Origin of the sequence: Hyphomonas sp. TMED31 (assembly GCF_002172815.1) — a bacterium.
Classification (GTDB): Bacteria; Pseudomonadota; Alphaproteobacteria; order Caulobacterales; family Hyphomonadaceae; genus Hyphomonas; species Hyphomonas atlantica.
The window spans coordinates 31099-54849 of record NZ_NHCK01000002.1; the positions used below are offsets into that span (position 1 = coordinate 31099).

The following is a 23751-nucleotide window of genomic DNA, read 5'->3' on the forward strand; positions in this document are numbered from 1 at the left end:
ATCCTTTATCAATGTCTCTTGCAAACCGCCTTGTTGGCAATCGTCCAGATGGAACTTGCATTGAGGTAACTTATGGTCCGTTTGCCGCTGTTTTCGAACGGAACGCCTCAATCGCAATAACCGGCGCCGTGGCTCCGGTCTCGGTAGATGGCTCCCTTCGTCGTTTCCACACCACATTGCCAATCAATGCAGGAGATGTTGTTGAAATCGGTAGGCCGTCCGCAGGCCTCCGATTCTATGTTGCGGTAGCGGGCGAACTTCGTGCGGAAGAGTTTCTCGGAAGTACGTCGACATATATGCCGGCAAAGCTAGGAGGACTGTCTGGGCGTGCCTTGCAGAAGGGGGATGTCCTGGAGGCCACATTTGATGTGCCGGCACCACCGATTTTCGAAACACCGACCAATCTCATTCTCACGCTCGGAAACAGTTACGCGCTGCGGTCAACGGAAGGTCCGGACTATTCTGAAGACTTGAATTCGCTGTGGACCACCCAGTACACCGTTACACGCCGTGCAAGCCGCATAGGCATAGAGCTTGACGGTCACTTTCCAAAACCTGACACACAAGAGAACTTACCAAGTGCCGCTATATTTCCGGGCGCTCTGCAACTACCGCCAAAGGGTAGGGGCTTCCTGCTTCTTCCAGACTGCCAGACGACAGGCGGATATCCGCATGTTCTCCAAGTGAACAAGTCTGACCGCCACCTACTTGGNCAAGTTCGACCAGATGATTCGATAATATTTCTTCGAAGGTCAGCAGAACAGGCGCGCGCAGACCTGGCTCANAAANATGCNCTGTTCAAAGATTGGGTCGGCGACGTGAATTGGTAGCTGAGCAGGGGGCGCGAATTNGTAAACAGAGTTCTAATCCAGGATATCAGGACAGATGTACTTATGTNCCGCTCGTCCAATGCCGGTGCGGAGACAATGTGAAGTCTCAGGTTCACCGTCGGCAAGAATGCAAACTCGAGGGTTGAGGCGGTCGCAGGGCTCGATCTTGGGATCGCATAATCATCATTATGGGAAATNATGTTTNTCGATTATCCAATGAATTCAAGGCGCATTCCGTCGTAACCTGGTACCACGCCTTCAGGCAGTTCTTTCAATAGCGTTTGGTAGTCCATATCCACATGCATATTCGTCAAAACGGTCAATCGCGGCTTAATTTGGTCTACCCATTCGAGCGCCTGATCAAGATTTGCGTGAGATGGGTGTGGAGTGTAGCGCAGAGCGTCCACGACGAACGTATCGACCCCCTGCAGCGCCTCCAGAGTGCTTTCGGGCAAGNCGTTTACATCATTGCAATAGGCGAGATTGCCGAACCGAAATCCCAGGCACCGGATACGACCATGCTCCATATCAACCGGAATGACTTCCACAGAATTGCCGGCACCTGCGATGGTCACTTTCGTTAAAGGCTCAAGGTTCGGTTGCGCCGCTAGAATAGATGGATAGCCTCCCTTCCCCTCGAAACAATACGAAAATCGGTCCATCAAAGTGCGCTTGGACTCTGCACTCATATGTGTCGGAATAGGCTTTCGCTGGCGAATAAAGTACGGGCGCACGTCATCGATACCATGACTTTGGTCCGCATGGTCATGCGTGTAAAGAATAGCATCCAGATGCTTCACATTCTGCCGAAGCATCTGTTCACGAAGATCAGGCGACGTATCAATCAGAACGTTGGTGGACAGTCCTGTATCATTGAACGACTGCACGAGTGCCGAACACCTCAGGCGCCGGTTTTTTGGCTCCTCTGGGTCACATGCGCCCCAGTCGCCACCAATACGCGGAACGCCACCAGACGATCCGGTTCCAAGCAGCGTGAACGCGCCATAACCCATCAGTTAGGGACCCTGGAAAAAAGCTTGAGGGCGTTCTGCGTTGTTTCCTCCAGCACACGCTCAAGAGGCAGGCCTTTCAGAGCAGCGAGAGCCTCCGCGACATGAACAAGATAGGAAGGCTCATTTCGGCGGCCGCGCATCGGCACTGGCGCAAGATACGGGCAATCGGTCTCAAGGATCAGCCTGTCCATAGGGACGTCAGAAATGACCTCCCGAACTTCGCTCGCGCTCTTGAACGACAAGATACCTGACACCGAAACAAATCCGCCTAGGTCCAACCCTCTTCTGGCCAATCGTGCACCGCCCGTGTAGCAATGGAGTAACGGCACGAAGCCGCCTTGAGCGTGCTCTTCCTCCAGAATATCGCCCATCATGTCATCAGCTTCCCGCGTATGCAGGATAAGTGGTAAACCTGTTTCTCGCGCTGCCTGTATATGTGTNCGCAGGCTTTTCACCTGATCGCCCTCGGCGCTGTAACCATAGTGGAAATCCAGGCCGGTCTCACCGATCGCCACAACGCGCTCGTCCTCGGCCCGAGTCACGAGGTCGGAGACGCTGAGGTCGGTAAAATCCTTGCTATGATGCGGATGAACACCGACAGAGCACCAAATATTCTCATGCGTGTGCGCAATCGAACGCACCGCTTCGAAATTGTCGAGCCTGTCGCAAATGGCAAGCATACGCCCGACACCCGCTGTGCTCGCGCGCTCCAGCACTTCACCCAGATCGTCTTTATATGTTTCGCCGTGGAGGTTTACATGAGTGTCGAACATGCCAACGACTTAGTGCGAACGCGCCGCACTATAAAGCCCTGCAATCAGCTTCGAAGCTGTTTGTGCCGGATCCATTTTCAAGGCGCGCGCTTCACCGGCAAGCCTTGAGATGTTGAGCCACGCAGTCGCTGCCGCTGGTTCCTGTTCGGCCTTACTTGCAAGCCANGCCAGGATTTCTTCCTGAAAGGCCTCCATGGCCGTCTCGTCAGCGCNAGCAGATTGCAANGCNTCAGTAANCAGCCCGTCATTGGGTCTCGGCAGACTTCGAACCAGCACTTTGGCTGCATGAGCNGCAGCAAGTCCGGACGGCGTGGAGAGCCGCAGCCCAAGTCCGGGCCGGCCTTTGGACAATGCTAGCGCGTCTGCCGACGCACCCGCAGAGTCCAATGCGCGTTTCGTATCATCCTCATTCAGTGTTGTCAGACGCAGCACTCTGCATCGCGATCTGATCGTTGGCAGGATGGGCGTAGTTCCGTGATTCACCAGAAACAGAATGCTGTTGGCCGGTGGCTCTTCGAGCGTTTTCAGTAGAGCGTTCGCGCCATTTCGATTCAGTTCATCCAGAGAATCAATAATGCCGACGCGCCAGCCACCTTGAGCCGGCTTGAGAGAAAAGAATTGCGACAAATCGCGAATNTGATCGACAGCGATATCCTGACGAAGCTTGCCCTTGTCGTTCAGNTCTCGATNNACNATCCGTAGATCCGGATGTCCACCCGCGAGGCAAATTCGAGCGACAGGATCAGTCGTCGCAGCTTCCAGCGGCGCATTATCCGGACCGCGNGCNCCCAGCATGTAAGCTGCCAATCGGTTGGCCAGNGTGGCTTTTCCGATTCCAGACGGCCCTTCGATCANCCATCCATGGTGAAGCTTTGCTGAGGTTGCAGACGCCAGAAATGACGCTTGCGCAGCCTCGTGCCCGTAGAGTGGCCACGCAATATTCATCGGACCAATTCTCCGAGGTTATACTTGGCGACAATTTGCGACCACGCTGCAACAAATACTTCTGTCTCGCTACACGCGGCGTCAATCAAATGACATCGCTCCGGCTCTGCTCGCGCAATNGCGACAAATCCTTGCCTNACGGCATTGTGGAATGCGTGGTCTCGCTGCTCGAACGCATCGCTGGGGCCGTTTCGGGCGGAACGCCGGCCGGCCGTAGTCTCCAGAGGTGCATCAAGCACCAAAGTCAGGCCCGGCCGGGTTTCGCCAAGCACTGTTGCTTCCATTGATGAAAGGATGTCGGTTGATACACCGCCCTTCACGCTCTGATANACGCGGGTCGAATCNGCAAACCGGTCACAAATCACCCATTTACCCACCCGTAGCGCTGGGCGAATGAGCTTTTCAAGATGATCGCTTCGCGCCGCATTCATCAGCAACGCCTCACTCATCGCCGACCAACTTTCATTTCCGGGAGGATGCAAGGCTAGCTCGCGCACAGCTTCCGCCAAGGGGGTTCCCCCAGGCTCACGCGTCGTGATGACGTCAAACCCATGACTGTTCAGGCGCTCGGCCAAGGCGCGCTGCAGCGTGGATTTGCCAACGCCTTCGCCGCCCTCAAGCGTAATGAACCTGAGCGGCTCTAGTTCAGCCATCGGAGCCTGCAATTAATTGGCTCAAACCTTCGACCGCCCTTCCAAAGAAACCGAGCTTCTTCACGTTTGCTTCGGCTACAATCGGCGCTTCAATCGGACTCTGTCCTTCAATAGTAACAACGAGCTTTCCGATTGTGTCGCCAGATTTGACCGGAGCTTGCAGTGCGCTGTCCAGCACGATCTCCGTTTTCGCTTTTTCCAGTGCAGCCTTGTGACCAGCTATTGTCATCTTGTCAGCCAGTGAAACCGGGACAGTCTGTTGCTGTCCCAACCAGACTTTGACTGCAGGCAATTCNACGCTTTCTGGCGTGATGACTTTCAAATCATAGCTTTGAAAGGCCATGCGCATCATACGTTCGCCTTCGCGGCCTCNTTCCGCCATGCTGTCCAGACCATTGATAACAATGGTCCTGCGTACACCGTCTCTGACGGCAGACGCTGTCAGGCCATAACCTGATACTTCAAGGTGGCCGGTCTTGAGGCCATCTACGCCCTCAATACTGAGAATCGGGTTGCGATTTGCCTGAGTGTACTCCCGCCATGTGTAGTCGGGCATGTCGTACCAGTCGTAGTATTGCGGGTACTTGTCGATTGTCAGTTTCGCCATCTTGGCAAGGTCTTCAGCAGACACGACGTGGCCGACACCTTCCAAGCCAGTCGTATTTACAAAGTTCGCCGAGTTCATTCCAAGTTCGTGGGCAAGGGCAGTCATGCGACGCGCGAAAGCTTCTTCGGAACCTGAGATGCCCTGAGCCAGTACGATACACGCATCATTGCCAGACATGATGATAACACCATGCAGCAATTCTTCGACGGTCGGCGTATCACCCGGTGCCAGCCCCATGGTCGACGTTCCTGATGGAAACCCACCACGGCGCCAAGCATCTTCGCTGACGGTGAANTTGTCGGTGAGTGATATCTCGCCACGCTCAATGAGCTCAAACACGAGAAACGCAGTCATCATCTTTGTCATCGAAGCAGGGATCATCGGCTCTGATCCGTTTTTCGAATAAAGAATGGTGCCAGTCTCGTGATCCATGATCACNGCATGGCTCGCAGGCGTATCCATGATCTGGGCCTGAGCAGCACCCGTCGCAAAGACTGCCAATGCGCAGGCTGTCAGAATCTTGGGCGTTCGCAGCATATAAAGCCTCCAGAAGGATTTGATCGGAAGGCCGAAACAAAATCCGGCCCTTTCCCAGCGTATACAGGAAAAAGGGCCGGTTTGTGATGTGCGTCAATGGTGCCTGTGTTGCAGGACTATCAGTTGCGAGCAACCACGCGGCTATTTGCAAGTCCTTGCCGGGCTAAATCATCACGCGTCCGGTCAGCCGCATCACGATTTGAGAATGGACCAACACGTACTCTGAAAAAGTCCGCTCCGTTTACGCGGGCTGGATCAATTTGTGCGCTTACATTCGCCGGCATTTTATCAATCAGGCTTTCTGCATTCCCAATTTGAGAGAACGCACCTACTTGCACGAAGTAATTTCCAACAGAAACCGGCTGATAAGCCTGCGTGTTTCGATTGTCGGAAACATTCGTCGGCTGCACCTGAAATGTTTCTGCGCGAGCGGCATGCGTATTTGTATTATGTGCGAGTTGCGCCGACTGTGGCTTCGGCGTGGCTATCGGAGCAGGGCCAAGATAGCGGACTCGAACATTCAAACGCCCTGCCCCGGCCATTCCGAGTTCGGTCGCAGCACGCTCTGATACCTGAAGCATTGCTCCATCCTCGAACGGTCCGCGGTCGTTTACCCGAACCACAACTTCCGCATTCGTGTCCAAGTTCACGACCTGAACCAGGCTCGGCAAAGGCAGGCTCGGATGAGCCGCCATGAGCTCGGATTGGTCGAACAACTCTCCATTAGCAGTAGGCAGGCCCTGGAACTCGTCACCGAAGACAGTCGCTGCACCCGTCTGGTCAAAGACCGGCACGGCATCAGGCGTAATGGTCCGAGGTTCGGCAAGAGGCGGCTGATTCTGAATCCCCNGCTCTTTCGGCTCCTGCGTGCGAGTTTTAGCAAGCGTTGCGAGAGGTGAAACCTCAACTGAGGATGGTTCGCGCTGCGCAGCGACTTCTCGTGCCGCTGCACGCGGATCAAAAGCCTTTGGAGCAACCACCTCCGCAACGACGGGAGCAGCAGACGATGGAATAGGCATGCTGATACTGGCGTATTCGCGAACTGAATGTGGACTATCGNCCGATGTGGGCTCAACCGCTTGATTGGCCTGTGATGGAGCGTTCGATCCGGGATAGCTGAATTGGACTCTCGCCCGCGCCTTGTCGGCATTGGGGCGAGCCTGATCCGGCGTGATAAATACTGTCTGACGTTCGGCGGCGACACGACCACTGTCTGATAAGGATTTGTAGACGATGGGAGCAGCGTCCGCCAATGCGGGCGACGCGCTCGCGGCAGCGGCAATCATACTTGCAAAAAGGGCGGGAAGGCGGTCTTGAACCTTNGTTTTTGGCACGCGCATTCGCGATGTCACCTCATTCTGAGTTTCGTGTCGGCGCTTTGCGCCTGAACGTCCGGCTTTTCTGCCGTACCTGATCCGTTTACCACGCTAAGGTGGACACAGCATGAACTCGCTCAGCGATTTCTCATCGTGATATTAGGTGGTCGTTTACAATTTGCCCAGAGTAGCCATTCGCAGATCGGGGCTTGCAAAATCGAAGCGCGTAGTGGAAACACCGGGACGCTGGAGGAATGGCAGAGTGGTTGAATGCGGCGGTCTTGAAAACCGTTGAGCCTTCGCGGGCTCCGGGGGTTCGAATCCCTCTTCCTCCGCCACTCCAATCNNTCAAAACNCGACGAACCGCCATCNGGTGACCTNTCGTAAGGCTGGTCATTCGTCACAGCATCCTGCAAGAGTCTCGAAAATTAGAAGCTCTGGAGGAAACATGCTCGAAGGAATCAAAGTCGTTGAATATGCCACCTATATGGCGGCACCGGGCGCAGGCTCGATCCTCAGCGACTGGGGCGCGGATGTTGTCAAAATCGAGCCCCCCGGCGGCGACCCTATCCGCTTGTTCTTTAAAACTATCGGCACAGACATNGCGGACAATCCAGTTTTTGATTTCGACAATCGCGGCAAAAAATCCATCGTTGTCGACACGTCGAAGCCTGAAGGGCAGGAACTCGTCCGAAAGCTCGTTGCAGACGCAGACGTTTTTCTGACCAACGTACGGCCTGGCGGTCTGGAACGGTCTGGCCTCGACTATGACAGTTTGAAAGAGATCAATCCGAAACTCGTTTACTGCTCCCTGACTGGGTATGGCCTGCAGGGGCCAGATGCCAATCGCCCTGGCTTTGACATTGCCAGCTTCTGGAGCCGCACAGGCGTAGCGCGGCTGACCGTCCCCAAGGGCGAGGATCTTTTTGCGCTTCGCACCGCTTTCGGAGATCACACAACGTCCATGTCCGCCGCCGCAGGTATTTGCGCCGCGCTTGTTGAGGCTGGTAGAACCGGCAAGGGAAGATTGGTCGAAGCTTCTCTCTTTCGCGCTGGTTTGTATGCTCTGGGNTCTGATTTCGCGATCCAGCTNTTCTTTGATCGTGTNGCATCGACCAAGACTCGCCATGAGCAAAACGTGCCGATCACCAACTTCTTCGAGACAAAAGATGGAAGTTGGATCTGCCTCGTGTCACGTCAGGGAGAAGTCGATTGGGGCCCCATATGTCGCGCCATTGGCCGGGAAGAATTGATAGAAGATGAGCGCTTCACATCTGCCAAAGCACGCCGAAAGAACAAAGCCGAAGTCGTAGATATTCTGGACGAAGGATTCGGGAAGTTCGACAAAGCAGAAATGGCGAAACGCCTAGACGCGGAGTCGCTTGCTTGGGCACCGGTACAAACACTCGCGGAAGTCGCAAAAGATCCACAAGCCATCGCGGCAGGCGCTATTGTTCAGACTCCCAGTGCGAAGGGCGACGGCTCAACATATGCGTCGCCTGCGTCTCCAGTTCGCTTCCCTGGCGCTGACGACGGCCCCAAGGGCCCCTCACCTGCGCTTGGCCAGCACACAGCGGATGTGCTTGGCGGCCTCGGCCTGTCGGCCGAGACCATCAAGTCTCTCTACTCCGATGGAATTGTTTACTAGCGACCTTTGAATTCCGGGCTGCGTTTTTCGAGAATCGCGTCGACACCCTCCATATGGTCCTCTGTCTTGTGCATGAGGGCCTGAGAGGCAGCCGACATCTCCATAATCGTCTCGTAGGAAGAATTCGTGCCATGGCGCATCAGTGTCTTGGCAAGNCGCAGGGCTTGCGGCGGCTGAGCGGCAATCTGTTCGGCCAGCGCGACCGCCTCATCCATCAGGCTGTCGCCAGGCACAACCTTCGACACGAGCCCCCACTCCTCTGCNGTAGCGGCGTCAATGACCTTCCCAGTAAACAGAAGCTCAGCGGCACGTGATGAACCGATCAAGCGTGGCAGCAACCAAGCACCACCATCGCCNGGAATGAGACCTAATTTGAGGAACGTTACGCCCATTTTCGCGCGATCAGATGCGATCCGAATGTCCGCCATGCAAGCGACGTCGCACCCAAGCCCAATAGCTGGGCCGTTGACTGCGGCAATCATCGGGACTTCAAGATTATAAAGAGACTTCACAATCAGGTGGATATTTCGGCGATACCCTTCACGAATGTCGTGCGGCGCGCCACCGAACGCCCCTGTTCCTTCTTTCATGGCCTTAACATCGCCGCCCGCAGAGAATGCCCGGCCTGCGCCTGTCAGGATCACACATCGGATGCTCGGGTCCGCCACAATGTCGTAGCAGGCGGCTGCAATCGCGGCTCCGTCGCCTTCGGCGCCAAGCGCGTTCAAGCTATCCGGGCGATTTAGCGTCAGGATCATGATGGATCCGCGCTTCTCTGTTGTCACAATAGACATNTCTGGAAATCCTCCGCGTTTTCTACAGCCCTAGCTGGCAGGAGACGCAGGATATGTCCATCGGCCAATCGGCCGCTTTCCGCGCGGTGACGCACTGTCGATTTGGAAAAGTGGTGCGGATGAGAGGACTCGAACCTCCACGCCTTGCAGCGCTGGAACCTAAATCCAGTGCGTCTACCAATTCCGCCACATCCGCATGACGCGTGTTCCTACGCGAGCTCTCCCAACGCTTCAACTCCCATAAGGNCAATATGCTGCGAAATTAGAGATGTTCGCCGTGGAGGCTGCTAAGAATATCGGGAAGTTCTGCCTCCAGATCCTCTGCGATCAAGCCAGCTCCGATACGCCTTCCCGCCTCACCGTGAAGCCAGCTTGCCATGGCGGCTGCTGTGAACGTATCGACACCTTGAGCGATCAGGCCTCCCGCAATACCCGCAAGAACATCACCCGATCCTGCAGTGGCAAGCCAACGTGTCGCGTGAGTATTAACAATTGCAGTTCCGTCTGGGCGGGCAATCACCGTATCCGGCCCTTTCAAAAGAACGACGCACCCCGCAAGTTGCGCAGCCTTTCTTGTGGCTTCGACTTTATTCGGCTCCGTTTCCAAGAGGTCGCCAAACAGTCTGTTGAATTCACCGATATGGGGCGTGATCAAATCATCTGGTCGAAGTTGNTTGAAGAACGCTCNANGATCATCAGANAAAACTGTCAAAGCATCTGCATCCAGCACGGCTCTGGAATTTGACGAGAGCAGGCATTCCACATTTTCCCTGGTTGAGGTGTTGATGCCAGCAGCAGGCCCCAAAATCACGACACTCGCCGACTCGATGGCTGCGCGCAATTGCTCAGCATNTGCGACTTCCTTCAGCATGACCGCCGTCAAATGGCTGGCATTTACAGCNATAGCGTCGGGCGGNGATAACATTGTGACGAGGCCCGCGCCTGCGCGAAGACCAGCGCGACCTGCGAGGCGCGCGGCNCCTGTGGAGGTAATGTTGCCACTCACNACTGCCANATGCCCGCGCGCGTGCTTGTGGCTGCCCTGCCCCGGTTGAGGAAGNCTACGTCCCCACAACAAAGGGGAGTTCTCCAAAAGACTGGTTTGGACCGGCACTCCAATATCTGCCACGAACACGCCGCCACAATANGCGGCACTTGGCATCAACACATGTGCTGGGCGGAGTGCTGCGAAGGTGATCGTGCCTTCGGCGCGGAAACACGCACCCANAGGCTTTGCCAACTCGCCATGAATTCCCGAAGGCACATCTATCGAAATGACTCGCCCGCCGCGCGCTGCCAGTTTTTCAGCCGCTCCTTCCAGTGGGCGGGAAAGTCCACCTCCGAAGAGGGCATCCAGGACGATGTCATGTGGCGCNTCCAATGCAGCTTCCAGCGGCTTGATNTCATCGCCCCATTCAGCAGCTGCTTTAGCGGAGTCTCCTTCAAGCTTTTCGGCTGGCACAAGACAATAAACGTCGACATCCCGCCAGAGTTTGGCGAGCGCGGCTGCGGCCACAAATCCGTCTCCGCCATTTCCGCCGGGACCACAAAGAACCTGTATNCGCCCCTCGGGCCAATTTGCATGCACGAATTCTGCAACGGCATTGCCAGCCCGCTGCATCAACTCGAAGCTGTCCACGCCGGTCGAGAAGAGCTTCTCTTCAGCGGCCCGCATTTCCTGCGGTGTAAGTATAGGTCTGCCCATAAGACTGGCTCATAGCACGCGAGTTTCAGATTCGCTCCCTAATCGCTGTACTTCCAGTTGATCCCCGACCCGCTTCAGCACAGTGACGGAGCAATATGTAGGACTGAAAACGCGCGCCTCTGGCCTGTTCTGCAATTTGCTCACGACCGCATTAATGGCGACGAAGTGGCTGAACACCGCTGTATTATCTGGAATGATAAGTAGTTTGCGAACGATCGCATCACGCCACTCAACATGCGATTTTGCTTCAGAGTCCCACGTCCCGCCCATGAAATCACGAAGCCAGGCTACGCGATCCTCAATTCCCGGGGGTGTCAGTATCTCTGAAACTTCGTTTACGACTTCTGCGTCAATATCTAGTCGCTCTTCCAGAGGACGTGCCGTTTGTCGGCACCTTTTCATTGGGCTTGATATGATGTGCTGGATGCCAAACGCCTCGAGTTCGTGAGCTACGGCATCNGCTTGACGACGTCCAAGGTCACTAAGGCCAGGGTCGGGGTGATTCCCCCAGCCGGCCGCAGCTTCGCCGTGTCGGATCAAATACAGCATTTTTCCCCCTTCTATTCGCAGATCGATTTTTTTTTGCCCAACGATAGCGTGCTCGCCAGAATCTGGGCCTTCCCAAACGCTTTGCTTGGCCCATCGGGAGACTGATTTCAAACCGATATTGGCTTTCTACCGAGTATCTGCGCAATTATCAGGCTTGAAGGCGGTTCCCAACCGAGCTTGTTTCTTCAACACTTCCGGGGCATGCGCCTATAAAATGCGCAATTTCGATGCAGTGAAGTCCAAAATCTGATCACGCAAACGCAACGTGATGCTAAGTGTCCCTATGGGTCTCGCTTCAATCGAAGAAGGCGCATACCCGTTGCTTACACAAACCAACCGGCTGGGAGACACGGGCCATGAAAAAAATCGAGGCGATCATCAAACCTTTCAAACTGGATGATGTGAAAGAAGCGCTGCAGGAAATTGGCTTGCAAGGCATGACCGTTGTTGAAGCAAAAGGCTTTGGTCGTCAGCGCGGACACACTGAATTGTATCGCGGCGCAGAATACGTGGTCGACTTCCTTCCGAAGCTGAAAATCGAGATCGTTTTGGCTGACTCCGCAGTCGAAGGTGCCGTGGATGCGATCAAGAAAGCCGCCCACACCGATAAGATTGGCGACGGCAAGATCTTCATCTCTGACATCACCGATGCGGTCAGAATCCGCACCGGCGAAACAGGCGACGCAGCCCTGTAAAAAGGCTGCGCGTTTAATTACGAATACCCATACGAAAAAGAGCTGTTTACTGGAGGGCAAATTCCAATGGCCGAAAATCTGCTTAAACTCATGAAGGATGAAGACGTTCAGTACGTCGACCTTCGCTTTACGGACCCGCGCGGCAAGATGCAGCACGTGTCTTTCCATAAGGACATGGTCGAAGATGACTTCTTCACCGAGGGCCAAATGTTCGACGGATCATCTGTTGCTGGCTGGAAAGCTATCAACGAGTCCGACATGGTTCTCATGCCTGACACCAGCAGTGCGATCATTGACCCGTTCTTCCAGCAGACAACGCTGGCAGTGATGTGCGATATTCTCGATCCGATCTCCGGACAGGCATACAATCGCGACCCGCGCACGACCGCCAAGAAGGCAGAAGCCTATGTAAAGTCGAGCGGCGTTGGCGACACCGTGTTCTTCGGCCCAGAAGCGGAATTCTTTGTTTTTGACGATGTCCGTTGGTCCACCGATCCACACAAGACAGGATACAGCTTCGACTCGACCGAGCTGCCGGCAAATACGGATAAAGAATACCCAATGGGCAACATGGGTCACCGCCCGGGTCCGAAGGGTGGATATTTCCCGGTACCGCCAGTCGACTCTGAGCAGGACATGCGTTCAGAAATGCTGTCCGTTATGGGCGACATTGGCCTACACCCAGAGAAGCATCACCATGAAGTGGCTCCGGCACAGCATGAGCTTGGTCTGAAGTTCTCAACCCTTACAACGATGGCTGACCGCCTTCAGCTGTACAAATATGTCATCCACAACGTGGCGGCGTCGTACGGCAAGACAGCGACATTCATGCCGAAGCCAATGTTTGCCGACAATGGCTCTGGTATGCACGTTCACCAGTCCATCTGGTCCGGCGGCAAGCCATTGTTCGCGGGCGACCAGTATGCCGGCCTTTCTGAGACCTGCCTTTATTACATCGGCGGCATCATCAAGCACGCTCGCGCGCTGAATGCTCTGACGAACCCTTCAACGAACAGCTACAAGCGCCTGGTTCCAGGTTATGAAGCTCCGGTTATGCTTGCCTATTCGGCTCGCAACCGTTCTGCTTCCATCCGGATCCCATTCGGTTCCAATCCGAAAGCAAAGCGTATCGAAACGCGCTTCCCGGACCCGACCGCGAACCCGTATCTCGCTTTCGCTGCCCTGCTCATGGCTGGCCTCGATGGCATCGAGAACAAGATCCATCCTGGCGACGCGATGGACAAAGACCTCTATGATCTGCCGCCTGAAGAGGCGAAGTCGATCCCGCAAGTGTGCGGCTCACTGCGAGAAGCGCTTGCAGCGCTCGATGCAGACCGTACATTCCTTACCAAGGGCGGCGTGTTCGATGACGACCAGATCGATGCTTATATTGAGCTCAAGATGGAAGAGAACATGCGCTATGAACTCCACCCGCATCCGGTGGAATTCGACATGTACTACAAGGTCTAGGGGCCTGTTCTCTCTCCTCTAACCCTTGTAGAGGCCGGTATCGCAAGATACCGGCCTCTTCTTTATCAGAAATTCGAGAAAAGACGGGCTCTAAGCTCAACAGACCCGTATACAAGAAAACGCCCCGATCAATCGATCAGGGCGTTTTTCAATGTTATAAAAATCGTTGAGAGGTCAGCCTGCCTCAGGTTGGCTCTTCTTGGCGTGCACGTAGAGCGGCTCTGAATTACCCTCTACCACTTCGCCATTGATCACGACCTCTTCTACACCGCGCAGATTTGGCAGCTCAAACATCGTATCAAGCAAAATACCTTCCATGATGGAGCGTAGTCCCCGAGCGCCGGTTTTACGAGCGATCGCCCGACGGGCGACTGCCGTGAGCGCTTCGGGTGTGAAGGTAAGCTCAACATTCTCCATATCGAACAGCTTCTGATACTGTTTCAGGAGAGCATTCTTCGGCTCTGTTAGGATTTTGATAAGCGCCTTCTCATCCAGGTCTTCGAGCGTTGCGATCACAGGCAAACGCCCGATGAACTCCGGAATGAGCCCGAAGCGCTGAAGGTCTTCCGGTTCGGTATTGCGAAGAATTTCACCAACACCGCGCTCTTCCGAATCTTTTATGGATGCGCCAAATCCGATGGAGGCTCCCTCACCGCGTGAGGAAATGATTTTGTCGAGCCCGGCAAATGCGCCGCCGCAAATGAAAAGAATGTTCGTCGTGTCGACCTGCAGAAATTCCTGCTGTGGGTGCTTGCGACCACCCTGTGGCGGAACAGCGGCAACAGTGCCTTCCATAATCTTGAGAAGCGCTTGCTGGACACCCTCGCCAGACACGTCGCGCGTTATCGACGGATTGTCGGACTTACGGGAAATCTTGTCGATCTCATCAATATAAACGATGCCACGTTGCGCACGCTCGACGTTGTAGTCAGCGGCCTGCAACAGCTTGAGAACGATGTTCTCAACGTCTTCGCCAACATACCCAGCCTCGGTAAGCGTTGTGGCGTCCGCCATCGTGAATGGCACATCAAGAATGCGTGCCAGCGTCTGTGCCAGCAGAGTTTTGCCGCAACCGGTTGGTCCTACCAACAAAATGTTGGACTTGGAGAGCTCGACCCCGTCGGTCTTCCCTGCGTGAGACAGGCGCTTGTAATGGTTGTGAACCGCAACGGACAGAATACGTTTTGCGTGCGTCTGCCCGATGACATAGTCATCCAGCACGTCGCAGATCTCTTGCGGCGTAGGCACGCCTTCACGAGAGCGGACCATTGAGGTCTTGTTCTCTTCGCGAATGATGTCCATGCACAGTTCAACGCATTCATCGCAGATGAACACGGTCGGGCCGGCAATCAGCTTCTTTACTTCATGCTGGCTTTTTCCACAGAACGAACAGTAGAGCGTGTTCTTGGAATCGCCTGAGCCATTTTGTTTTGTCATGCCGTCCTCAATGCCGGATAAGGCTTAATTTCGTCTTTAAGACGCCGTGTTCGGTCGATTGTTGAAACAATAGGCGTCTGGGCCCGCCCTGCAAGAGCCAGGCCGCACTGATGGTGGATGAGTCGACTATTTATCATCCTCGGCCGTTCGGCGTTCAAATACTTTGTCAACAATGCCAAATTCCCTGGCCTCTTCTGCCGTCAGGAAGGTATCACGGTCCAGTTTCTTTTCGATCACATCATAGTCCTGGCCAGTATGGCGAACATAGATGTTGTTCAGCCGCCGCTTCAGTTCGATAATTTCCTCAGCGTGGCGTTCAATATCAGTTGCGACGCCTTGGTAGCCGCCAGATGGCTGATGCAGCATCACCCGCGCATTAGGCAAAGCGATACGCATGTCTTTTTCCCCTGCCGCCAGAAGCAAAGAGCCCATAGAGGCAGCCTGACCGATGCAAACTGTCGAAATGGGGCAACGAATGTACTGCATGGTGTCGTAGATCGCGAGGCCAGACGAAACGTATCCGCCGGGGCTGTTGATATACATCGCAATATCTTTCTTCGGGTTTTCGGATTCGAGGAACAGGAGCTGGGACGTAATTAGCGCCGCCATCCCGTCATCGATTCCACCGGTCACAAAGATGATGCGCTCTTTCAAAAGACGCGAGAAGATATCAAAGGCCCGCTCGCCGCGGCTCGTTTGCTCCACAACCATTGGAACAAGATTGAGCGCTGTCTGGAAGGAAGTCGTCATGAATCAGGCCTTGATGTTTTCACAAAGGAATCTTTACCGCACAGAAGTGGCAGAGAGACGTATATTTGTCTACGCATCCAACACTGCAAGAGGCATTCCGCTGTGGAAACAGTTACCGGAAGGGCCATTCTGGTGAACCACTTGGCAACTGGCCACCCGGATCCTTTATGAACGCCAGGTAGTCCTCATGCACGCGTTCGGACTGCAGGTCTCTCAGCAACATATGATACCCGGCTTCATAGTATACTGTGCGCACATGTTCGGGCAGAACTTTCGCAGTTCGTTTTACCCCCTCTTCCGGTACAACATAATCGTTGGCGCCGTATGACATGAGCGTGGGAATATCTTGAGGGATCCTCGCTGCTCTCTTATGCGCGGTCTCCATCAACGTAACGACGCCGTATACCTGATCAATTCTGTTCTGCCGCAGCATCAGGGGGTTCGCCCATATCTCCCTAAGCATTTCGATATTATCGCTCGGTTCGATTCGCACGAAACGAGCCGGAGGCCGCACAATCCAACCCGGGTTTGTGTGCGCTGACATCCATAGACTGGCCTTGTATATTGGATTCATGGCTCCCCAGCCTCTAAGGCCTGGTCCGGACGCGATAAGAAGATCGGCATCAGGAGGGTCGTCAGAGCCAAAAGCCGATATGGCAACTGCTGCTCCCATCGAGATTCCAATCACCGCAACTCTTGCTTCAGGGTGCTCATGCCGCGCAATAGAAACTGCGGTACGAAGATCTTTCCGCAAAAGCTCTTCATCCGGCCAGAGTCCCCTGCCAGGCGATCGCCCAAAGCCACGTTGGTCATAGGCGTACGTTGTTACGCCTCTCTCCGCCCAATATGGCGCCGCCATAAAGAACGCGTTTGCGAAGTCATTCATGCCATGAACCCCGACAANAACGTATTCGGGATCGTCGATCCCTTCCGCGGGCCAGACGGTCAGCCCCAATTCAGCACCATCATGCGATACAAAGACTTCGCGATCCGGCTGAAAACCAGACTCTGCGAAATAAGTTGCCGACCGCTCTACGGCACCGATTGTGACGGGGCTCACGCACCCAGACAGCAAGAAAAGCGCGTACGCGATGACAATAGTCANGCCGCTCCACCCGCAAACTTTGGATAGCCGCCTGAAGAGGTCGCTGCTGTCANGATTTGATGGGNTTCTCATTTNACGTNCGCTCTGCAACTNANTGTGATCATTTGNTCACTANANCCCTATTCAACCTNNGCNGTCTAGACAAACGCTCGAAGTTGCTGCGCAATGATCGGCACAGTTTGAAATGCGATCGACTGATAAGTGAAAGCAAAGAAAGAGGCATCTTCCAGTGGCAATTGAGAACCTCATTCCCCCCAGAACCCACAACCTTGGTGGCGATTTTGTCGTAAGGCGCATTCTGCCTTATCGCGCTCGAAGATCAGTCGGCCCTTTTGTCTTCTTTGATCATTTCGGCCCAACAACGTATGCACCGGGAAACAGCTTCGATGTTCGGCCTCACCCGCATATCGGACTATCAACTGTCACGTACTTGTTTGAAGGTGCCATTCGGCATCGCGACTCGCTCGGCACAGATCTGGTTGTAGAACCCGGCGCCGTGAANTGGATGACGGCNGGNCACGGGATAGTCCACTCCGAGCGCACGCCCGATTTGCAGCAACGCGCTGGACAGCGCCTTCATGGGATACAAACTTGGGTAGCGCTGCCCGTGGAAGAAGAAGACTGCGCTCCACAATTCGTTCATCATCCAGCCGAAAGTCTTCCACTGTTTGATCTCAGCGATGCGAGTATCAAACTATTGGCAGGCGCGGCTTGGGGGCATTCGTCTCCCGTGAGCTTCCCAAGTGATATCCTCTATTTGACGATAACAACGCATCAAGACTGCGCCATTTCACTGCCTTCTGACTTGGCAACAGAGCGCGCGCTCTATCTCGTCAGTGGCTCAGCATTTGTCGACGACACTCAGTTACAAGCGCAAGACATGGCCGTGCTCGAAAGTGGTTTGGACGTCAGNGTGAACTTGGAAAAGGATTCCATTGCAATTCTGTGCGGGGGCGCTCCTCTTGATGCCCCTCGCAAAATGGACTGGAATTTCGTCTCGTCTGATGCAGCCAAGATCACCACGGCAAGAGAAGACTGGACAACCGCCATCAGGGAAGGAGGGACGCACAGATTTCCCGCTGTCCCCGGCGACCAAAGTGAGTGGATTCCACTTCCCCATTGATAAGAGGCATAATATTCTGAACAGGCGCTTCCTTGCCGATTGATAAACCGCATGCCAGACAACTCTCAAACATTGCCTGCGACGAGGACAGATTCATGAAGCGACTGCTTATCTCCGTATCAATTGCCGCCCTTTCTGCCTGCGGTGCTCAAGACAATTCGAACGACATCGAACCAGATACAGTTTCGGCGGCTGAAACCGAACTATTGTTGCCCCTCCCCGATCAGACGAGCCCCGCTATTGTTTCTGAGGATCTGGCAATTCGGATCAAGACGTTGGCCGACGATACGTTTGAAGGCCGTGGCCCTGGAACCGAAGCTGGCGAAGCTTCGGCAGACTGGATTGCCGCTGAGATGGCTCGAATTGGTCTATCTCCAGCCGGAGAGGATGAAACCTTCTTCCAAACTGTCAAAATGGTGAACCAGACCGTCGATACGGAGAATTCCCACTTCCAACTTACGAAGCCAGACGGAACGGCCCTGCCACTCACGCCAAAGGAAAACGTTGTCTTCTGGACCAAGCATCAAGACAAGAACGAGCTTTCATTCGATGCGACCGATGTTGTCTTTGTAGGATATGGTTCAGTCGCCCCTGAATATGAATGGGACGACTACGCCGGCGCAGACTTCTCAGGCAAAACTGTCATCATGCTGGTAAACGATCCAGGTTTTGCAACTGGTGACCCAGAGCTCTTCAAAGGTAAGGCAATGACCTATTATGGTCGCTGGACCTACAAGTTTGAAGAGGCCGCCCGGCAAGGTGCAACCGCCGCGATCATTATCCACGAAACGGAGCCTGCCTCCTATGGGTGGGATGTTGTCTCCAATTCGTGGAGCGGCGCCCAATCCGACCTCGTACGTTCCGACGGCGGAGCGGACCGCGCGATGCTTGAAGGATGGATCACTCGAGATACAGCAGAAGAATTGTTTGCGAGTGCTGGGCTCGACCTGGAAGCCCTCAAGCAGCAGGCAAAATCAAACAGTTTCACGCCGGTGCCTCTCGAAGGTGTAAAAGCAAGCGGCAAAATCTCACAGTCAATTGACCAATTGGAAAGCCGTAATGTTGTCGGAAAGCTGACTGGGAAAGTCACTCCCGATGAATACGTGCTGTATACGGCGCATTGGGATCATCTCGGCAAGAAGTCCGAAGAAAAAACAGGCGCTCCAGGGGAAGACTTTTATCAAGATCAGATCTTCAACGGCGCTGTCGACAACGCCACCGGTTCCGCTGCCTTGCTCGAAATTGCTGAGGCAATGGCCGCTGACGATCTCGAACGGTCAGCCTTGTTCCTTTCTGTGACGCTTGAAGAATCAGGATTGTTGGGCTCGGCCTTCTACGCCGAAAACCCTTTGATCCCTCACAGCCAAGTCGTAGCAGGCATTAATATGGATGGCGCACTTCCGATAGGTCGCACGAAGGATATGGTGGTCGTCGGATACGGAGCGTCCGAACTGGAAGATATCTTGCGAGACGTCCTCGTGGAACAGGACCGAGTGATAAAGCCCGACTCAAAGCCAGAAGCAGGCTATTTTTATCGCTCAGATCATATTTCTCTCGCCAAGAAAGGCGTTCCCATGCTGTACGCTGATGGTGGTCAGGACAAACTGGATGGTGGCGTCGCAGCAGGCAAAGCAGCGGCAGCAGTGTACACTGCAGAGCGCTATCACAAGCCCATGGACGAATATTCGGATGGCTGGGATCTTTCCGGATTTGAAGAAGACATTCAGGCTCTCTATCAAGTCGGGCTCCGCATCGCTCAGTCTGATGAGTGGCCCACTTGGTATGAAGGCAACGAATTTGAGGCAATTCGTAACCAGAGCTTGGAAGAATAGTCGTTTGCTGGTCCCTGCCCAGTCTGGCGGGGACTAGCAAACTGTTGAAGGTGTCAATCTATGCTCTCATATCAACATGGCTTTCATGCAGGAAACAGAGCAGATGTCCTTAAACATGCCGTTCTGCATGCGACCCTGAAAGCGCTTGCCGATTCCGGCGAACCGCTACTGTATGTGGAAACCCATTCAGGACGTGGCCGATACGATCTGGAAGGCGCGCAAGCACGAAAAGGAAATGAAGCTGGAGATGGCATAATCTCTATGCTGAATGGCCGTGGCCCAAAACCTTTGAGGCCATGGGTAGAGTTCGTCGAACAGTCGGGTATTCGCTCTTACCCGGGTTCACCTGCTCACGCACAAACGCTGCTGCCGCCTGATACACGCTTCATCTTGTTCGAAAGGCATCCCGCTGAACACAAGGCCCTGTCCGACGCATTGGGTTCAGATGATCGAATTCAGATCAAGAAAGCGGATGGCTATGCAAGCGCCCTCAAACTGTCGCCGAGAAGCCGTGAACGGCTCGTATGTTTGGTTGATCCAAGCTACGAAACAGCACGCGATATTGATGCTCTGGCCCTGTGGACACCAAAGGCACTGAAACGTTGGCCGAAAAGCCTACTCATGCTTTGGCTCCCCCTCTTTCGCGACGGAAGAGAAACTGAGTTTGGCGAGTACCTGACAACTCTAGGCGATTGCCGAGTCTATGGCGCAAGATGGCCAGTTGACGCTCAGAAAGAAACCGCCCTCGAAGGATCAGCCATGGTAGTCTTCAATGGTCCGAAATCTTCAGATTCCGAATGCCTTGCGATTTCGTCCGCGCTGCAATCCTGGTGGTCAGACAAGCCACTGGGTAAGTAACGAAAAGTGACGATACGACTGCTTTTAATCGGCGGCGGACACGCGCACATAATGGCTTTGCGCTCGCTCACGAAGCGTCGCTATCCTCCGGCGTCTATCACATTGATCGATCCCGATACGTCGTCTGTCTATAGCGGCATGGTGCCGGGGTTTGTTGCCGGCNATTTCAAACAAAATGAAATCGAAGTGGATCTAAAGCGCTTATGCTCCAATGCTGGCGTCCAATTTCTACAAGATGAAATCTGCGCTCTGAATTTAAAGCGGAAGCAGTTCGAAGGACGTTCAGGAGCGGCCTACGACTTCGATGTTACTTCGATCAATATTGGCGTCACATCAATTCCACCAGATACATGTGCTTCGCCAAGTTCCACACCAGTGAAGCCTATGCGCAAATTTGTGGACCAATGGCTGGAAGTGAGACACGACCTATCCAAAGGAATGGCTATAATTGGTGGTGGATTGGGCGGTGTAGAGCTTTGTCTTGCAATACGACATTACGCACGCACTTCCGGCATTCCTGACGATGTACCAATTACTGTCATCGATCGTTCTGAGATTNTGGGGTCTGCAGCCTCCAGTTTGAAAAAATCGCTGGCGCGGAAACTATCCGAATTCCGCATTGGTGTTCATGAAAACACGTCCGCTCACGTAATTACACCAAATGGAGTGCGTGTTAGTTCCGGCGAAACAGTAAANGCTGGCCAAATAGTNTGGGCGACTGGCGCGCACGCTGCAAACTGGCTCGAAGAGTCAGGCCTNGCGACCGACAATGGGTTTCCGATGGTCTTGCCTACATTGCAGTCGGTCTCACATGAAAGCGTATTCCTCGCAGGCGACACGGCACATTTTATGGGCGAAAGCATTCCCAAGGCAGGCGTATACGCAGTNCGANAAGGCCAACTTCTGATGAGCAATCTGATCGCATATATGTCCGGNAACTCGCTGCGTAGCTTCCAACCACAAACGGACTATCTCAAGCTTGTCAGCCTGGGTGGAAAGTCAGCGATCGCAGAAAAATGGGGGCACACACTACAGGCTCCTGGTCTGTGGAGCCTGAAGAAACTCATCGATCAATCATTTGTACGAGGCTGATTTGATATCGCTTAGGAACGTCGCAAATGGGCTTCTTCAAGAATAACACTCGCCGCAATTTCACTCGCGTCTCGTTCGCCCTCTTTCATTTTTTCCAGCGCCACCCGCTGACGAGCCAACTGTGAAGCTAGCAACTTCGGATCACGCAACCATTGCTGCGCCAAAGATGCGATCAGCTCTGGCTTCTGCCGCGTTTGAACAAACTCTGGAATAATCTCCTGATCATCGCTCACAATATTGAGAAGCGAGATGTGGGTCTTTTTGTAGAGCAATCCCCGGGCTAACGCCCATGTGATCCAGCCTGTACGATACGCAACGATCATTGGTGTATCCTGCATAGCCAGTTCGGTCGTCACCGTCCCGGAACATGCGAGCGCCAAGTCCGCTGCCGCCATCGCATCGTATCGCGATTCAGCATCGTCAGATATTAGAGCCCAATCTCCGACATCGGAGTAAGAAGACTTGAAATACTTGGAGACGTTCTCTGCCGGCATAAAGACAAGCGATAATTCTGGATTATCACGCTTCAATTGCTGTGCAGCATTCACAAGTGCTGGCGCCACTCTCTTAATTTCACTCGGTCGACTGCCCGGCAACACAAGAACAAGTTGGCGATCCCCAGGAATGCCGTTAGCTTCCCGAAACCTCTGACCGTTTCCCTTCACGTGTCGAGAAATTGCGGGATTGCCTATGACCGTCGTCTTCAGGCCAAAAGGCTCGTAAAAAGGAACTTCCAGATCGTGGATGCACAGAAGGTGATCAACAGTAGACGCAAGTGTCTTTGCCCGCCCTGACCGCGTTGCCCAAACTTGCGGCCCTACCAGTTTAACAAGGCGAATATCTGGAGCTTGCGCGCGAACTCTCTGAGCGACCCGTAGCATAAATCCCCAAGAGTCGACTAAAACAACAACGTCAGGAGTATCCTTTATGATCTCGACCGCGGCCTCATCCGCTAGTCGAACTACATCACCATAGGCCTTGATACCCTCAAAAAAGCCGAGGATCGATAATGGAGACACGTCGACCGGTGAGTCAATCCCCACGCTCTTGAGTTCTCGTCCACCAATTCCGGAAATGTGCGCCTCTGGACTATCTAGGCGAATTTTCTGTACGACTTCCTTGGCAAGAAGGTCGCCAGACGCTTCTGCGGCAACCATGTAGATGCGGGGCTTGCTCACGCTTCATCCTCTGGAGCGAAGCCATAAATGAAGACCCCAAGCTCTTCGGCCCGCTCAACCATTCTCCGGCGATCGAGCAACAGCGCACCGCCAGCTTCAACTGCCAATCCCGCAAGCCCCGCTGCGGCCACTTTTTCTACCGTCGAGACGCCAGTGGTTGGCAGATCAATTCTCAATTCCTGCCCCGGCTTTGGACGCTTTACCAATACGCCCTTTCGCGCGAACTCTGTGCCCCGGATCTCTTCCGGCAAGGTTCGACACCGCTCAAGCATAGAGTCGGTTCCCTCCTGCGCCTCAACTGCCAAGACCAAGCCCTCACAAACGACTGCCCCTTGGCCGATATCAAGCGCGCCTGTTGCCGATGCCACACGCGCTCCATGCAGAATATCTTCCATATGTTCTGAGGTTGGCTTTGCACCAGCAATTACACCTTCCGGAGCAAGCAGCTTGGCATGAACTTCGTGGCTACCCAGAACCTTGAAACCCTGTTTTTCGAATTCGCGCACCAACACGCGCAGCAAAGCATCGTCGCCCTTTTTCGCGGCTGAGAGAACCTTCGGCAAAAGGGTGACGCCTTTAACATCAAGCTTGAGATTGCCAAAATCCGGCCGCTTAACAATTCCCGCAAAGACTACTTCTTCACATCCTGCAGACTTCAGTTTTTTGAGAATTCCACCAACTTCTCCAATTCCCACGAGATCTCCAGGAAACTTTGCAAGTCCAGGGTCGTCGAAACCTTTCAGTCGGAGAACGTACGCACCCTGCCCGCTCTCAACTGCATGCTCCGCAATAGCAACGGGGAGATCTCCAAGTCCAGCGATGATACCAAGTGGCGCCATGT

Annotated in this window: 21 protein-coding genes, 2 tRNA genes and 1 pseudogene; 9 read left to right on the forward strand and 15 right to left on the reverse strand. The window is 54.1% G+C overall.

The annotated features are described in order from the left end of the window. Positions 1 to 1039: 1039 nt before the first annotated feature. From CBB91_RS00185 to CBB91_RS00210, 6 genes are all read right to left on the reverse strand, one after another. A complete protein-coding gene (locus tag CBB91_RS00185) occupies positions 1040 to 1843 on the reverse strand; it encodes an MBL fold metallo-hydrolase (protein ID WP_273010927.1) in 804 nt (267 codons plus the stop codon). Next, complete coding sequence (locus CBB91_RS00190) at positions 1843 to 2616, reverse strand: TatD family hydrolase (RefSeq protein WP_273010930.1); 774 nt, start codon at positions 2614 to 2616, stop codon at positions 1843 to 1845. The genes CBB91_RS00185 and CBB91_RS00190 overlap by 1 nt, the downstream gene beginning before the upstream one ends. A gap of 9 nt (positions 2617 to 2625) precedes the next feature. After that, a complete protein-coding gene (locus CBB91_RS00195) occupies positions 2626 to 3561 on the reverse strand; it encodes a DNA polymerase III subunit delta' (RefSeq protein WP_273010932.1) in 936 nt (311 codons plus the stop codon). Continuing rightward, a complete protein-coding gene (gene tmk, locus CBB91_RS00200; protein WP_273010934.1) occupies positions 3558 to 4214 on the reverse strand; it encodes a dTMP kinase in 657 nt (218 codons plus the stop codon). Before tmk ends, CBB91_RS00195 begins: the two co-directional genes overlap by 4 nt. Then, on the reverse strand, positions 4207 to 5358 hold the full coding sequence (locus CBB91_RS00205; protein ID WP_273010937.1) for a D-alanyl-D-alanine carboxypeptidase family protein: 1152 nt from the start codon (positions 5356 to 5358) through the stop codon (positions 4207 to 4209). The genes tmk and CBB91_RS00205 overlap by 8 nt, the downstream gene beginning before the upstream one ends. Before the next feature lie 119 nt (positions 5359 to 5477). Next, positions 5478 to 6644 (reverse strand): septal ring lytic transglycosylase RlpA family protein, encoded by a 1167-nt coding sequence (locus CBB91_RS00210; RefSeq protein WP_345906679.1) that lies wholly within the window; start codon positions 6642 to 6644, stop codon positions 5478 to 5480. Positions 6645 to 6922: 278 nt separating this feature from the next. Between CBB91_RS00210 and CBB91_RS00215 the strand changes: the two genes are divergently transcribed. Next, positions 6923 to 7012: transfer RNA gene (locus CBB91_RS00215), tRNA-Ser, on the forward strand. Between the two features lie 110 nt (positions 7013 to 7122). Then, entirely contained in the window at positions 7123 to 8322 is a 1200-nt protein-coding gene (locus CBB91_RS00220) for a CaiB/BaiF CoA-transferase family protein (RefSeq protein ID WP_273010943.1), read from the forward strand. On the opposite strand, the gene CBB91_RS00225 is transcribed toward CBB91_RS00220, so the two are convergent. From CBB91_RS00225 to CBB91_RS00240, 4 genes are all read right to left on the reverse strand, one after another. Then, entirely contained in the window at positions 8319 to 9116 is a 798-nt protein-coding gene (locus CBB91_RS00225; protein ID WP_273010946.1) for a crotonase/enoyl-CoA hydratase family protein, read from the reverse strand. The two genes, CBB91_RS00220 and CBB91_RS00225, sit on opposite strands and share 4 nt — an antisense overlap. Before the next feature lie 111 nt (positions 9117 to 9227). Beyond that, positions 9228 to 9312: transfer RNA gene (locus tag CBB91_RS00230), tRNA-Leu, on the reverse strand. A gap of 66 nt (positions 9313 to 9378) precedes the next feature. After that, on the reverse strand, positions 9379 to 10821 hold the full coding sequence (locus CBB91_RS00235) for a bifunctional ADP-dependent NAD(P)H-hydrate dehydratase/NAD(P)H-hydrate epimerase (RefSeq protein ID WP_345906680.1): 1443 nt from the start codon (positions 10819 to 10821) through the stop codon (positions 9379 to 9381). A gap of 9 nt (positions 10822 to 10830) precedes the next feature. Further along, positions 10831 to 11481: a histidine phosphatase family protein gene (locus CBB91_RS00240; RefSeq protein WP_273010949.1), complete on the reverse strand. Its 651-nt coding sequence runs from the start codon at positions 11479 to 11481 to the stop codon at positions 10831 to 10833. A 245-nt stretch (positions 11482 to 11726) separates the two neighbouring features. Between CBB91_RS00240 and CBB91_RS00245 the strand changes: the two genes are divergently transcribed. Continuing rightward, positions 11727 to 12065: a P-II family nitrogen regulator gene (locus CBB91_RS00245; RefSeq protein ID WP_027837435.1), complete on the forward strand. Its 339-nt coding sequence runs from the start codon at positions 11727 to 11729 to the stop codon at positions 12063 to 12065. Between the two features lie 66 nt (positions 12066 to 12131). Continuing rightward, positions 12132 to 13535, forward strand: a complete 1404-nt coding sequence (gene glnA / locus CBB91_RS00250; protein ID WP_035555107.1) for a type I glutamate--ammonia ligase — start codon at positions 12132 to 12134, stop codon at positions 13533 to 13535. A gap of 174 nt (positions 13536 to 13709) precedes the next feature. Here glnA and clpX read toward each other — a convergent pair whose 3' ends face one another. The 3 genes from clpX to CBB91_RS00265 form a co-directional block, all read right to left on the reverse strand. After that, a complete protein-coding gene (gene clpX, locus CBB91_RS00255; RefSeq protein ID WP_035555104.1) occupies positions 13710 to 14972 on the reverse strand; it encodes an ATP-dependent Clp protease ATP-binding subunit ClpX in 1263 nt (420 codons plus the stop codon). A gap of 126 nt (positions 14973 to 15098) precedes the next feature. Continuing rightward, entirely contained in the window at positions 15099 to 15722 is a 624-nt protein-coding gene (locus CBB91_RS00260) for an ATP-dependent Clp protease proteolytic subunit (protein WP_035555101.1), read from the reverse strand. Positions 15723 to 15834: 112 nt separating this feature from the next. After that, complete coding sequence (locus tag CBB91_RS00265) at positions 15835 to 16782, reverse strand: alpha/beta fold hydrolase (protein ID WP_273010953.1); 948 nt, start codon at positions 16780 to 16782, stop codon at positions 15835 to 15837. A 274-nt stretch (positions 16783 to 17056) separates the two neighbouring features. Between CBB91_RS00265 and CBB91_RS00270 the strand changes: the two are divergent. The 5 genes and pseudogenes from CBB91_RS00270 to CBB91_RS00290 form a co-directional block, all read left to right on the forward strand. Further along, a pseudogene (locus CBB91_RS00270) lies at positions 17057 to 17413 on the forward strand (pirin family protein); the annotation flags it as partial. A 21-nt stretch (positions 17414 to 17434) separates the two neighbouring features. Then, positions 17435 to 17950, forward strand: a complete 516-nt coding sequence (locus CBB91_RS00275) for a pirin-like C-terminal cupin domain-containing protein (RefSeq protein WP_345906682.1) — start codon at positions 17435 to 17437, stop codon at positions 17948 to 17950. Positions 17951 to 18045: 95 nt separating this feature from the next. After that, entirely contained in the window at positions 18046 to 19782 is a 1737-nt protein-coding gene (locus CBB91_RS00280; RefSeq protein ID WP_273010960.1) for a M28 family metallopeptidase, read from the forward strand. Positions 19783 to 19842: 60 nt separating this feature from the next. Then, a complete protein-coding gene (gene rlmJ / locus CBB91_RS00285) occupies positions 19843 to 20640 on the forward strand; it encodes a 23S rRNA (adenine(2030)-N(6))-methyltransferase RlmJ (protein ID WP_273010963.1) in 798 nt (265 codons plus the stop codon). Positions 20641 to 20646: 6 nt separating this feature from the next. Continuing rightward, a complete protein-coding gene (locus tag CBB91_RS00290; RefSeq protein ID WP_273010964.1) occupies positions 20647 to 21732 on the forward strand; it encodes an FAD-dependent oxidoreductase in 1086 nt (361 codons plus the stop codon). An 11-nt stretch (positions 21733 to 21743) separates the two neighbouring features. Here CBB91_RS00290 and lpxB read toward each other — a convergent pair whose 3' ends face one another. Both lpxB and lpxI read right to left on the reverse strand, forming a co-directional pair. Beyond that, positions 21744 to 22910, reverse strand: coding sequence for a lipid-A-disaccharide synthase (lpxB, locus tag CBB91_RS00295; RefSeq protein WP_273010967.1), 1167 nt, complete (start codon positions 22908 to 22910; stop codon positions 21744 to 21746). After that, the gene (gene lpxI / locus CBB91_RS00300; protein WP_273010970.1) at positions 22907 to 23749 is read right to left on the reverse strand and encodes a UDP-2,3-diacylglucosamine diphosphatase LpxI; all 843 of its coding nucleotides are present in this window, start codon (positions 23747 to 23749) and stop codon (positions 22907 to 22909) included. The genes lpxB and lpxI overlap by 4 nt, the downstream gene beginning before the upstream one ends. Between the last annotated feature and the right edge of the window lie 2 nt (positions 23750 to 23751).